This is a genomic window from Glutamicibacter sp. NPDC090743, assembly GCF_044769125.1.
Taxonomy (GTDB): Bacteria; Actinomycetota; Actinomycetes; order Actinomycetales; family Micrococcaceae; genus Glutamicibacter.
Window position 1 is genome coordinate 204,169 of sequence record NZ_JBIVXE010000005.1, and the last position, 12,516, is coordinate 216,684.

12 protein-coding genes are annotated in these 12,516 nt (G+C 59.1%); 7 read left to right on the forward strand and 5 right to left on the reverse strand.

Translation table 11 applies throughout. From position 1 onward, the window contains the following. Window positions 1-21 precede the first annotated feature (21 nt). Window positions 22-1,008, forward strand: coding sequence for an acyl-CoA thioesterase (locus tag ACIQTS_RS11880; RefSeq protein ID WP_402473501.1), 987 nt, complete (start codon window positions 22-24; stop codon window positions 1,006-1,008). Then, window positions 1,005-1,631, forward strand: coding sequence for a phosphoribosylanthranilate isomerase (locus ACIQTS_RS11885; protein ID WP_402473502.1), 627 nt, complete (start codon window positions 1,005-1,007; stop codon window positions 1,629-1,631). The genes ACIQTS_RS11880 and ACIQTS_RS11885 overlap by 4 nt, the downstream gene beginning before the upstream one ends. A 56-nt stretch (window positions 1,632-1,687) precedes the next feature. Here ACIQTS_RS11885 and ACIQTS_RS11890 read toward each other — a convergent pair whose 3' ends face one another. Then, a complete protein-coding gene (locus ACIQTS_RS11890; protein WP_105658869.1) occupies window positions 1,688-2,239 on the reverse strand; it encodes a thioesterase family protein in 552 nt (183 codons plus the stop codon). A gap of 200 nt (window positions 2,240-2,439) precedes the next feature. On the opposite strand from ACIQTS_RS11890, the gene ACIQTS_RS11895 reads away from it, so the two are divergent. The 4 genes from ACIQTS_RS11895 to ACIQTS_RS11910 all read left to right on the forward strand — a co-directional run bounded on the left by ACIQTS_RS11895 (window position 2,440) and on the right by ACIQTS_RS11910 (window position 6,551). Continuing rightward, a complete protein-coding gene (locus ACIQTS_RS11895; protein WP_400289579.1) occupies window positions 2,440-3,759 on the forward strand; it encodes a sensor histidine kinase in 1,320 nt (439 codons plus the stop codon). Continuing rightward, complete coding sequence (locus ACIQTS_RS11900) at window positions 3,756-4,421, forward strand: response regulator transcription factor (RefSeq protein WP_105658871.1); 666 nt, start codon at window positions 3,756-3,758, stop codon at window positions 4,419-4,421. The genes ACIQTS_RS11895 and ACIQTS_RS11900 overlap by 4 nt, the downstream gene beginning before the upstream one ends. A 79-nt stretch (window positions 4,422-4,500) precedes the next feature. Beyond that, window positions 4,501-5,382, forward strand: coding sequence for an ABC transporter ATP-binding protein (locus tag ACIQTS_RS11905; protein WP_402473503.1), 882 nt, complete (start codon window positions 4,501-4,503; stop codon window positions 5,380-5,382). Beyond that, on the forward strand, window positions 5,379-6,551 hold the full coding sequence (locus ACIQTS_RS11910) for an ABC transporter permease (protein WP_105658873.1): 1,173 nt from the start codon (window positions 5,379-5,381) through the stop codon (window positions 6,549-6,551). Before ACIQTS_RS11905 ends, ACIQTS_RS11910 begins: the two co-directional genes overlap by 4 nt. Window positions 6,552-6,611: 60 nt before the next feature. Here ACIQTS_RS11910 and ACIQTS_RS11915 read toward each other — a convergent pair whose 3' ends face one another. The 4 genes from ACIQTS_RS11915 to ACIQTS_RS11930 form a co-directional block, all read right to left on the reverse strand. Then, window positions 6,612-8,084, reverse strand: a complete 1,473-nt coding sequence (locus tag ACIQTS_RS11915) for an amidase (protein WP_402473504.1) — start codon at window positions 8,082-8,084, stop codon at window positions 6,612-6,614. Beyond that, on the reverse strand, window positions 8,081-9,364 hold the full coding sequence (locus ACIQTS_RS11920; RefSeq protein ID WP_400343793.1) for a M20 family metallo-hydrolase: 1,284 nt from the start codon (window positions 9,362-9,364) through the stop codon (window positions 8,081-8,083). Before ACIQTS_RS11920 ends, ACIQTS_RS11915 begins: the two co-directional genes overlap by 4 nt. A gap of 37 nt (window positions 9,365-9,401) precedes the next feature. Beyond that, window positions 9,402-10,748, reverse strand: coding sequence for an MFS transporter (locus ACIQTS_RS11925; RefSeq protein ID WP_359192590.1), 1,347 nt, complete (start codon window positions 10,746-10,748; stop codon window positions 9,402-9,404). A gap of 162 nt (window positions 10,749-10,910) precedes the next feature. Beyond that, complete coding sequence (locus tag ACIQTS_RS11930; protein ID WP_400343791.1) at window positions 10,911-11,819, reverse strand: LysR family transcriptional regulator; 909 nt, start codon at window positions 11,817-11,819, stop codon at window positions 10,911-10,913. Between the two features lie 94 nt (window positions 11,820-11,913). On the opposite strand from ACIQTS_RS11930, the gene ACIQTS_RS11935 reads away from it, so the two are divergent. Then, complete coding sequence (locus tag ACIQTS_RS11935; RefSeq protein WP_402473505.1) at window positions 11,914-12,513, forward strand: hypothetical protein; 600 nt, start codon at window positions 11,914-11,916, stop codon at window positions 12,511-12,513. The last annotated feature ends 3 nt before the right edge of the window (window positions 12,514-12,516 follow it).

Here is a 12,516-nt window from a genome sequence, read left to right on the forward strand (position 1 = left end):
TTGTGCGCGAAACTGGAGTGCATGAGCACCCCGGAGCTGAAACAACGTCCACATTCTGTCACCTTGCGATTCCTCGCGGCACCAACCGACGTCGATGTTACCGGGATTGTTCCTGCGGGCACCGTTCTGGAGTGGGTCGACAAGGCCGCCTACGCCGCGGCGGTGGGATGGTCCTCCAGCTATTGCGTCACCGCCTATGTAGGCAATATCCACTTCGAAGACCCGATCCACTCCGGAGATCTGGTGGAAGTGACCGCTTCGGTGGTGTACACCGGAACCAGCTCCATGCACATCCATACCGAGGTGTCCTTCAGCGATCCGCGCGAATTGCGTCCGGTGAAGTCCAGCAGCTGCCTGGTGATCTTCGTAGCCGTCGGCGAGAATGGCAAGCCAACCCCGGTTCCGGCATTCACCCCGGGGACGGCCAGGGAAATCGCCATGCGCGAGAATGCGCTGGCGCGCATTGAGATCCGCGAGCAGATCGTCGCGTCCATGAATGAACAGGTATACACCGATGAAGGAACCGCCGAACGCGTGACGCTGCGCTTTTTGGCGGCGCCCACCGATGTGAACTGGGGCGGCAAGGTCCACGGCGGCATCGTGATGAAGTGGATTGACGATGCCGCTGAGCTGTGCGCGGCCCGCTACTGCCAGCAAGAAACCGTTGCGGTGTTCTCCGGCGGCGTGCGTTTCTACCGTCCGCTGCTGATCGGCCACCTGGTGGAGGTCGAGGCCCGCCTGGTCTACACCGGAAACAAGGGGATGCACATTGCGGTGCATGTGCGCTCTGGCGATCCGAAGATCCGGGAAATGCAGCTGACGACCTACTGCCTGACCGTGATGGTGACCCGCGATGAAACCGGCACCGCTGTTCCGGTCAAGCCCTGGGTGCCCGTCACCGGGGAGGACAAGCGGCTGTGGAATCACGCCCGCGACTTGCTGGCCATCCGCGCCAACGCGCCTGGCGGTTACACCCCAATCCATATGGCCAAGGAGAACGCCAAGTGAATGCAGCAAAGCCCTTCGTCAAAGTGTGCGGTTTGTCCACGGCCCAGGACGTGCAAACCGCTGCGGCCCATGGTGCTGACGCCATCGGGTTCGTGCTCACGCCCAGTGCCCGGGAAATTTCCGCGCAGCGCGCCGCCGCATTGGTGGAGGCGGTTCCCGCAGGCATTGCCACCGTGGCGGTATTCCGCGGCGAAGAGATCCAGACGGTGCTTCAGCGTGCTGCGGACGCCGGCGTGAGTTGGGTGCAGCTGCACGGGCAGCGCACGGCAACGGATGTCAGCACCGCCCATGAGGCCGGGTTCAAGGTCATCCGCGCGGTGCGGCGCGATGACCCGGAAGAGCAGTTTGCCGATTGGGGCGAAGATCTGCTGCTCATTGACGCCTCGGTCCCCGGCAGCGGCGAAAGCTGGGATTATGCGGCAGTGAAGGATCTGGCCGCTGGGCGGCGCTGGCTGGTGGCCGGCGGACTGTCCCCGCAGAATGTTGCTGATGTCCTAGCTGCGTCCAGCGCTTTCGGCGCCGATGTCTCCTCGGGCGTCGAATCATCGCGCGGAGTCAAGGATCCCGAGCTGATCGCCATGTTCATTGATGCGGCCAAGGCTTCGCCGAACCCCGCACGCTGAGTCCCCCGGCACGGCATGGCGGCCCGGTCCAGCAGGAATTGCGCGAGTGAATTGATTCAGCGGATCCAATTGTGCGGGGCCGGCTTGCGGGTGCTGGGCAGCGCTCCGTCCTGGCGCCACTGGTGCAGCCACTCGGGCAGCACCATATCTGCTGGCAGTTCCAAGCCGACCGCAGCCAGGATTTCCTCGTTGGAAACCGCACCCTTTTTCGAGGTCATCCGGGTGGCGACATAGGCGCGAGCGTAGATTTCGCCCTTCACGACGATGCGCTGCTCGAAGAAGATGCACTTGTCGTCCATGCCGATCAGCCGGGTTTCCTGGGAGAACTTGGTTCCCAGGCGCACCGACTTGCGGAAGGTGATGGTCTCGGTCTGCACGACCGGAACCCATTTATTCCTGGACATGATGTCCCAGACACCGGAACGGAACATCAAGTCGAAGCGTCCGAGATCGAAGATCGAGAAGTACATGCCGTTGTTGATGTGGCCGGCAAAGTCGATATCGGTCAGCGTGGCACGCATGCCCACTGAGCTGGTGTCGAACATGGACAGCTTGGAAGCCTTCTTGCTGTTCAGGTAAACCATGAGGATTCGGAAAATCATGTGCATACCATCACATTACTGCCTAGTAACCTTTCTGCCTAGCGCATTTCCTCCCGGGTCAACGCCAGGGGTAAGCCTCCAGGCTCATGCCCGGAAAACCGCAGACCGGTAAAGTCGTTTCCAATGCCTGGCCAACGAGATGATCAAGGAACACCATGTACCGACTCCCCGAGCTAGTACACCGGAGGCTCCCAACGCTGCCTCCGATGGATTGGGAACGTCCGTCTCCGGATAAGAAGAGCTTGCGCCGCGACATTATCGTCGCTTCGGGCTTCCTCCTGCTGGCGCTGGCCATGCACGAACTCCTGCTCTCCCTGACCGAGCAAGAGAACGCGCCCGATCCCCTTCTCGCCTATCTCGTGCTTGTGTCCCTGATCGTGCCGCTGATGTTCCGCCGGCGCTGGCCCATCACCATGATGCTCATCGGTTCGGCTGCCTTCGTGGGCGCCGGAAGCGAAAATACCTACCAAGTCGGCATGGAGCTCTGCGCGCAGCTGGCCTATTTCATCGGCATCTACACCGCGGTCACGTGGTCGAAGAACCGCCGGGGACTGTGGATAGCGATGAGCGTGGTGCTGCTGTTCATGGCCACCTGGGTGATCGTCACCTTCTTCACCTCCGACTTGCTCACGGCCACCGGAACTTCCATGGTCGAGGATCCAGCAGGCGTGCTGCCGACGTCAACGGCCTTCATCTTCTACAACCTGCTGATGAACCTGCTGTACTTCGGCGGCGCGATCTTCCTGGGCATGGTCAGCTGGACCAATGCCTACGCCAGCCAAATAGTGGAAACCCAGGCCCAGCGCATTGCCGACCAGTCCCAGCAGCTGGCAGACCGTGCGGTCAACGAGGAACGGCTGCGCATCGCCCGCGAGCTGCACGATGTCATTGCCCACCACATTGCCTCGGTGGGAATCCAGGCTTCGGCCGCCCGCATGGTGCATGAGCGCGATCCCCAGCAGTCCATCGAACTGATGCGCGGCATCGAGTCCTCGGCACGCAGTGCAGTCAGCGAAACGCGGGCACTGCTGGGCGTATTGCGCGAACATCGCGGACCGGAGGATTCGCCGAACAGCGCTGAGGGGGCACGGAACCCCGAACCCTCCATGGCGCAGCTCGATGAGCTGATCGCAGCCAATGAACGCCAGGGACTGAGCATCCAGATCTCCCGCGATGAACACCAGCCCGGCTTCATTTCCGCTCTGCCGGCAGGCCTGTCGCTCGCGCTCTACCGCATCAGCGGCGAAGCCTTGGCCAATGTCCGTGCGCATTCCACGGCCCGCACAGCTACCTTGTCGCTGCGTTCGGGAACCGATGCCGATGGCGCATGGATAGAAGTCGAGGTCACCGACAGCGGCCGTCCCCGGCCGGATTCCGCCGGTGGCGGCTACGGCCTGCGTGGCATTCGCGAACGCGCCAAGCTGCATCACGGGCTAGTGGAAATCGGCCCGCGCATTCCGCACGGCTGGCGTACCCGGGCCCGGTTGCGCGTGGTTTCCGACGCGGCAACTAGACTGGCAACATGAGCAAAATTACCGTGGTGATCTGCGATGACCAGTCGCTGATCCTCTCGTCGCTGAAACTGATCTTGCAAACCGATCCGCAGATCCAGGTCATCGGCACGGCAGGCAACGGCCAAGCGGGCCTGGAAATGGTTCGCGAGCTGAACCCCACGGTGGCGCTGATGGATATCCAAATGCCGCAGATGGACGGCATCGAAGCCACGAAGCTGATCGCCAGCACCACCCAGACCAAAGTCATTGTGCTGACCACCTTCAACCGCGACGACTACCTCTTCGAGGCCATGGATGCCGGGGCCAGCGGGTTCCTGCTGAAGAATGCAGAGCCTGAAATGCTGGTGGCCGCCGTGCACCAGGTGGCCGCCGGCCACGGGCTGCTCTCCCCCGAAGTCACGCTCAAGCTCATCCAGCGTGGCACCGGCGCGGTCCCTGCCGCGGATTCGGCAGCGGCAACTACCGAGGCCCAGCAGCTGGAAAAACTCACCGAACGCGAACGCCAGGTACTCTGCGAACTGGCCCAGGGCAAGAACAACCAGGAAATCGCCGCAGTGCTCTCCTTGTCGGAAGCCACGGTGAAAACCCACCTGTCGAACCTGTTGGCGAAGCTGCACCTGCGCGACCGGGTGCAGGGCGTGCTATTCGCCCACCGCGCCGGACTCATCCAATAGTTTCATTCTCCAGACGGAGCGCAAATGCTGCTTAGTTTCCTAAGCTGATGAGTAGAAACAATACTTGGCAGAGGAAAACATGCTTGAGCTAAACCATGTGTCACGGTCATTTGCACAGAATTTGGTGCTCGATGACATCAGCTTCACCGTACCTGGCGGCGCGCTCACCGGATTCGTCGGTGCCAACGGTGCCGGCAAGACCACCACCATGCGCATCATCATGGGATTGCTCAGCGCCGATTCCGGTTCTGTTTCGCTCAACGGCCAACCGCTCAATGGAGCCACCCGCCCCAACTTCGGCTACATGCCCGAGGAACGCGGCCTGTATCCCAAGCAGCCGGTCATAGACCAGCTGGTCTACCTCGGACAGCTCCATGGCCTGTCCCGCTCCGGAGCACGCAAACGGGCCATGGAACTGCTGGCCCGTTTCGGATTGGCTGACCGCGCCAAGTCGAAACTCGAATCCCTGTCCCTGGGCAACCAGCAACGCGTTCAAGTCACCGCAGCACTGCTGCACGAACCCGACGTGCTCATCCTCGACGAACCTTTCAGCGGACTTGACCCGATCGCGGTGGACGCAATGAGCTCCATCCTGCGCGACTACGCAGCGCGTGGCGTACCGGTGCTCTTCTCTTCGCATCAGCTGGATCTGCTCGATGTGCTGGTGGACCATCTGGTGATCATCCAGGGCGGCAGGATCCTGGCCAATTCATCGGCAGCCGGGCTCCGTGCGACGCAGGCCTCCCGGCACCGGTTGTCCCTGGGCTCCGACACGGGCTGGCTGCGCAATGAACCGGGGGTCACCGTTATCGATATTTCAGGCCATGACGCATTGGTGAATTTCGATTCCGAAGCCGATGCCCAACGCGTGCTCGCCACCGCCATGAGCCGCGGGCCCGTCGCAGAGTTCGCGGTCCATCGCCCTTCGCTGGCCGACATCTACCGGGAGATCATCAAGTGAACACCACCACGGCTCCATGGCTCATTGTCGCCTTGCGCGAAGTCGAAACCAAGCTGCGCGACAAAGCTTTCATCATCAGCACCATCGTGACCTTGCTATTCATCATCGGATCGGTCGCCCTTACCGGTTTCCTCGCCAATCGCACGTCGAATTTCGCCGTGGCGGCCACCGACGATGCCAGTTTCCGGGTGCTGGAGCAGGTGATCCAGGATCGCCCCGAAGACGTGGAATTGAGCATTTCCAGGCTCGCTCCTGAACAGGCGGAGCAGCAGCTATCCGCTGAGCGGCTGAACGCGACCTTGTCCGGTTCGGCCGATGCGCAGGAATTCACGCTGACCGGTTTCAACGCGGTCGACCAAGAGCTCAGTTCTCTGGTCCGCGAAGCAATGAAAACCGTGAAGACCGATCAGCTGCTGGCCGAGGCCGGACTGGAATCAGCTGGCCTGCCCGATAACGAGGACCTCATTCTCGATCAGCTCCATGGCGATTCCGAACGGGCCGCGATGGCCAGTGCCATGGCGCTGGTCTTCTCATTCCTCTTCTACATGGCCGCATTCCTCTTCGGCATGCCCATCGCCAATTCGGTCATCGAGGAGAAGCAGAACCGCGTGGTCGAGATCCTGGCCAGCACCATCCGGCTGCGCCAGCTGCTGGCAGGAAAAATCATCGGGAATGTCGTTCTCGCAATGATCCAGCTCCTGGCCTTCCTCAGCATTGGCTTGCTGGCTGCCTATATTTCCCCGATCCAGATCCCGTTCCTCGGAGTTGTCACCCAGGTGGCCGGGTGGTTCGTGGTGTTCTTCTTCGGCGGTTTCCTGCTTCTGGCCGGGATCTGGGCAGCGTTGGGCTCCTTGGCTACCCGTACCGAGGATCTGCAGCAATCCAGCGGGCCCGTGGTGGGCCTCCTGATGGCGGTGCTGTTCATCGGGTTGTATGCCAAGGGCAGCTTCCTGGTGGTCGCTTCGTACATTCCTATCGTCTCCTCGGCGGCGATGCCTAGCCGCCTGCTCTCCGGCGAGGTAGCTTTCTGGGAGCCGATTCTTTCGCTGGCAATTCTCCTGGCTGCCTGCTGGCTCGTGCTGCTGTTTGCCGAGAAGATCTACGGCAGGGCAGTGATGCACACCGGTGGGGCGCTGACCTTGCGCAAGGCACTGAAACTCGAGGTCTGAGCCTGCAAGAATAGGCGGGGTCCAGTCCATTCTGGACTGGTCCCCGCATATTCCCTGATGTTAACCGGTCGGTGTTCCTGCCAGTGCTGGGTATGGATTACCACTGGTAAACTGGATGACTCGTTCCATAGCGAGCGCAGCCTGGAATACGGTCCTTTCATCCCATGGCTGACCGACAATCTGCAGTCCAATCGGAACGTTGGCCTCACCCACACCGCACGGAAGATTCATCACCGGTCGATGATTGGCGATGTTGAAAGGACTGGTCATATGGCCCTCCCAATAGTGCTTAAGCTTCCGTCCTGCCACGCTGATCCCGTCCAGGTAGTCTCCGTCGGCCTGCAGCCAATCGACTGCGTTCGTCGGGCAAAGCAAGACATCCACGCCTGACATAGCCGTGTTCAATTGCTGATTGAACAGTGCGTCCAAGCGAAGGGAATCGACCAATGACACTGATTCCGCCTGAGCCAGCGCGTCGGCAATGAATTGATCGGTATAAGCAGCTCTCGGATTTTTAGAGTTCCCGATGATCTGGGTCATCGCCGGGGCAAGAATTTGTCCGAAATGGGCGAAGCTTGTTTCCCTGACCTGGTCTGTTGTCCAGGGCAGGTCGACTTCCACAATATTCGCGCCCAGATCCCGCAGCCGCTGGATCGTCGAGGCGAACGCTGCGGCAACCATTTGGCTTACGGGGTAATTGCCCAGCTCCAGGGAGACCCCGATCTTCAAGTCGGCGAGAGACGCTTCTTCAAATTCTTGGCTGGGATTTGTCGATCCCCAAGAGTTCGAATCAGCCGGGTGCGTACCGCTGATGATTGATGACATAAGCAGAACATCCGCGACGGTTCGTCCCATCGGCCCATCGCCGCGGTAACGATCAGCGGCCAATTCCCCAGCCCCGGGGATCCTTCCGTATGGGGCCTTGTACCCAACGGTTCCGGTGAAGGCAGCCGGAATTCGAGTTGATCCTGCAATGTCCGAGGCGGTAGCCAACGTGGTAAATCCGGCTGCCAACGCTGCACCCGATCCCCCGGAGGATCCGCCCGGTGACATTTGGGGGTTCCAAGGGTTGCGGGTAACTCCCCAGATAGGAGAGTGCGTTACAGTGGCGCAGCTGAACTCAGGACTCGTCGCTCGGCCGTGGATAATGGCTCCGGCAGTTCGGAGCCGTTCGATGATCGGATGGTCGACCTCGGCAACAGACTGTTTCTGCGAGAGCAGTCCCATCGAAAGGCTGTGCCCGGCTAGCCCGTGTTTTTCCTTCGCGACGACACTGATGCCTAACAATGCCGGCAACTGCTGCACTTCATTTGCGCGACGGGCTTTGGCGTACGCCTCCGTGTTTCTGGCAGCTTCAGCATATGCTTCGGTTTCCATCGTCTCGGTCAGCGCGTTGATTCTTTCGACCCCACGGTCCCTGTCGGCATTGATCAATTCAAACTGGGCTTCAAGGACCTCTGCAGGAGAGATTTCTCCACTGCGGAAAGCTGATAACTGCTCTGTTGCGCTGAGGAAGGCTAGATCATCCATCATGCGGAAATCCCATGGATTGCTTTGCTCTCGTTGCCAGCCAACGCTGCATTCTCATCTAGGGCGCCAAAGATCATTTCCCAGCCAATCTCAGTGAGGACTTCCAACCCGTGGATCATGTCCTCGTCAGTAGAGAATTCTCGTTCGCAATGGCTGACGCCGTCGATTGAGGGAATGAAGAGCATGACCGTCGGCACCATTCGGTTCATCGCTACCGAGTCATGCCCAGCCATCGTGCGTATACGACGAACGCTCTTGCCCAGATTGGCGGTTATTTTCTCGATTAATTCAAGGCCAGACTCGGGATAGTACTGAATCTCGCGCACGTCGAAATCATTGACGTTGATCCGAATGTCGTGTTCACGGGCAATCTCCGCAATTTGCCCAATTAGAATTTGTCGCGCTCGCAATACGTCCGTTTTCATCTCGGCGCGAAGGTCAGCAACCAAGTGCACCCGACGAGCTACGACAATCGGAGAATTCGGTTCCAACGTCATTTGCCCGACCGACGACACGATGCTGCCCTCAGCAAAGTGTCCTACGACGTCGTGGACTTTCAGTATCACCTTGCTCGCAGCGACAAGTGCGTCATGACGATCGGCCATGGCCGTTGCACCGGTATGGGATTGTTCCCCAAGCACTTCGACGTCCAGCTTCTGCGTGTGCCAGGAAAAATCGACAGCTCCGATGTTGATCGACTCTCGTTCCAGGATGCGTCCCTGTTCGATGTGGATCTCCGCGTAGCCTGCCACTTCAGGACGTTGATCGTGGCCGAGGTATCCAATAGATTCCAGGGCTTCTGCGACGCTGATCCCCGCCAAATCCCGGGTTTGCAGCATCTGTTGTTCGTCCATGGAGCCCTCGAACACAGAAGAGCCCATGATGGACGGGGCGAACCGGCCGCCTTCTTCATTGAACCAATTGGCTACCCCTATGTTGAAGGCCGGCTGCTGTAATTCCGCTTTCAACCTTGACTCAATGGCTTTGGCAGCATGCAGGCCTGCGAGGACACCGTAGGCACCATCGAAGCGTCCACCCAGTGGTTGCGAATCCATATGCGATCCCAGCAGTATGTAGGGGGCCCCTGGCGTAAGTTCGATCAATGCAAACATGTTGCCGATAGTGTCGACGCGAAGTTCCCAGCCGTGGTTCCTGGTGAATCGCGCGAACCAATCTCGACTGAGTTTGTCCTCGGGTGTGGCTGCTTGCCGGTCGACACCGTTTTTATCCGTTGCGCCGAATTCGGCAACGTGGTGGAAGTCAACGAGAAATTCGTTGTGCATGGTGAATTCCTTTCTGTGAAGTTAGAGTACGGCGCTTTTACTGGCCGGTGGCTGGCGAAGACTTGGCATAAAGCGGATGGGTTTCCGGCACTGGGGTGAAGACCAGCAGACACAGCACGATAAGTGCGGCTGTGGCCATGTACACGCCTGGGATCATCGCAATACCGGTGCCCGAGACCAGCCACGTCCCGACGAATGGAGCAGTGCCGCCAAAGATTGCGTAGGCAACGTTGTAGCTGATGGCTGAGGAAGTGTACCGAGTTCTGGTGGTGAATATTTCCACGAAGAAGGTGTAGCAACCGCCGCCATAAATACACATGGGAACCACGAAGAGCAGTTGCCCTATGATTGCCAAGGCGAGTGAACCGCTGGTTACCAGCATGAAGCATGGAATGCTGAGTATCATCAGCGCTGCGGAACCTGCGATGAGCATCGGCTTGCGTCCGAAGCGGTCGCTGAACCGTCCGCCAATAGGAAGCAGGATCGCGTAGCTGGCCATGGCTACGGCATTTGCCACTAGCGACATTTCCAGGCTCAGGTTTCCGGTTACCTGGACATAGGAAACGAAGTATCCGGAGAGGAAGTAGAACCCCATGGCTGTCAGCGCCATGACGAAGATGACCTGAAGCATCCGGAGCTTGTTCTCTGCGAACGTCTGGCGCAAAGGGCTGTACTCCTTGTGCTCGTTTTTCTTGAGCACCTGCTGGAATGCTTCCGACTCTTCGGTCTTGGAGCGAATCCAAAGGCCGAAGAGTGCGAGCGGGAGGGCGAGCAGGAATGGTATACGCCAGCCATAGGATGCAAAATCTTCGGAGTCCATCGTCGTGGACAGCACCAGGATCAGGGTTCCACCTATCACCGACGGCAATGCTGTAGCTGCCAGAGTGATGTTCAGCCAGAAGCCTCGTCTATCAATTGGCGCATGTTCGAAGACGAAGGCAGGTGCACCGACAGATTCGCCGCCGGCCGAGAATCCCTGGACGAGTCGGCACAACACCAGAAGTGCTGGAGCCAGAGCTCCAATTTGCGCGAAGGTCGGCAACAGTCCGATAGCGAATGTTGCCAGTCCGATAGTCATCAAGGTGATGAACAAGACCTTACGGCGACCGAGTTTGTCTCCCAGCACGCCGAAGAACATTCCGCCAAGCGGCCGGACGAAGAAGGCGACACCGAACGTCGCGAACGTCGCGAGCAGGCCTGCCAGCGGGCTGTCTGATGGGAAGAAGAGTGCGGACAGCGTGACTGCCGATAACCCGTAGAGCGTGAAGTCGTAGAATTCGATGAACTGTCCGATGCTGCCACCGGCCAGCACACGACGCTTCTGTTTCATGTCGGATTTCGTCGTCGACGGCACCGCGCCGGCATCAATGCTATTCAGGGTCACGAGTCTGCCTTCTTTCGGGCTAAGCTCCGCCGAATTCTCAGGAAGCTGCTGTGGAAGGAGCGGACGAGCAGTCCGGCCTCTTAGTACTCAACCATCTGTGATCCACGTCATGTCGTCCAACGCAAAAGTTTTATTGGCGTGATCGCTAAAAACGATCAGAAGTTACCCGTCGTTCAGGATCTCGCCCGCAAGGTCTGCGAACGCCCGTGCTTTCCGCGTCATCTGCATCTCCTTCGGATAGGCGACCACAATTGAAATGGGAATGACCGGATCACTGATTTGCAGGGGCACTACGGCTTTGCCGGTGTAGGTCAGGTCATGCGACAAACGCCGGTTCAGAACCGAATATCCCAACCCCATGGCCACGTAGGAACGGACGGTCTCGTATCCTGAAACCCAATGGGCCACATTGGGTTGGAGTCCCAACGAGGAGAAGAGCTTGAGAAAGTACTCTCTTGAATGTTCTTGATCGAGCAGAACTAGCGGCTCGTCAACGAGGTCCTCTAGCGATACAGTTCCGTTGCCTTGCGCCAGCGGATGTTCTTGGGCCACGATGACGTGCGCACCTAACCGGTCTACCTGCTCCATCGAGAATTCTGCTCCGACGCCGAGGTCATACATGAGCGCTATTTCGCATTCGCCCTTGCGCAAGGCATCTAGAACTTGTTGTTGCTCGCCTTCGATAAATTGCAATTCGATACCGGGGAATGCGGATTTGAATGCTGCGAACAACCTCGGTGCAACGAAGGGTGCCAACGGCGCGAAAATTCCGACGCGCAGTCTTCCGCTAAGTTCATGGCTCGCTCCGCTCAATGACGAGTGCAAGATCTCCGCATTTTCCAAAAGGTTCCGGGCACCTGCCACAAGTCGCTTCCCGTCCTCGGACAGGTTCAACGCACGGTTTGGTAACCGCAGGAACAGCTGCACGCCTAAATCGCGTTCCAAATGGTTGATCGCGGCAGACAATGTCGATTGCGAGACATTCAAGGACGCTGCTGCGGCACGCATGTTTTCGAACCGCGCAACTTCAATGAAATACCGCAACTGGATCAGAGTGAATGAACGCGCCATGCAAGTCATCCTAGCCCTGTATTGGCCTACTAATCGGTACTCCATTAGGGTGAAACCAAGTCGATGCACAGCCAGTTTCATTAGACTTGGCTAAGTGAGCGAAGAAAAACCACTGTTGCATCTGCCGGCCCGCCTGATCATTGTTTGGCTGGTGCTGATCGCCGGCATCACCGGATCCACGCTGCTGTCCACCGCCGACTATGTCACCGGCGGCAGCCTGCTCTCCCTGATCGCCTTGTGGGTGATCAGGCTCGTGGCCATCGGCAGCTTCTGGTTGCTCGAAGCGCGCAAGGACACCAAGGTCTTCGCGATGCTGCTGGTCCTGCTGTCGCTGGTCCTGGACATCTTGCTGAAGCTGCCGGTACTGGACACCGTGGAATATGGCGATTGGTTCCTGGTCTCCGCGCTGGATCTGCAAGGAATGTACACCGGCTACTTCACCGTCTGGGGCCTGCTCCTGCCGGTGCTTTCGCTAGTTGGCTGGTTCGTCCTGCGTCCCCGCAAGCTCGCTGGCTGGATCGTCGGCCTGCTCTCCGCGGTGTGCCTGGGATTTGCGGCCCTGTCCGTGGCTGGTTCGGCCAGCGGATCCGTACTCGCCTTTACCCTGGTGACCTTGGCGCGCTACATTCTTCCGGCGATCCTCTCCGCCACCGCGGATCTTCTGGTCGCCAAGTACAAGGTACGCAAGAAGTAAAGA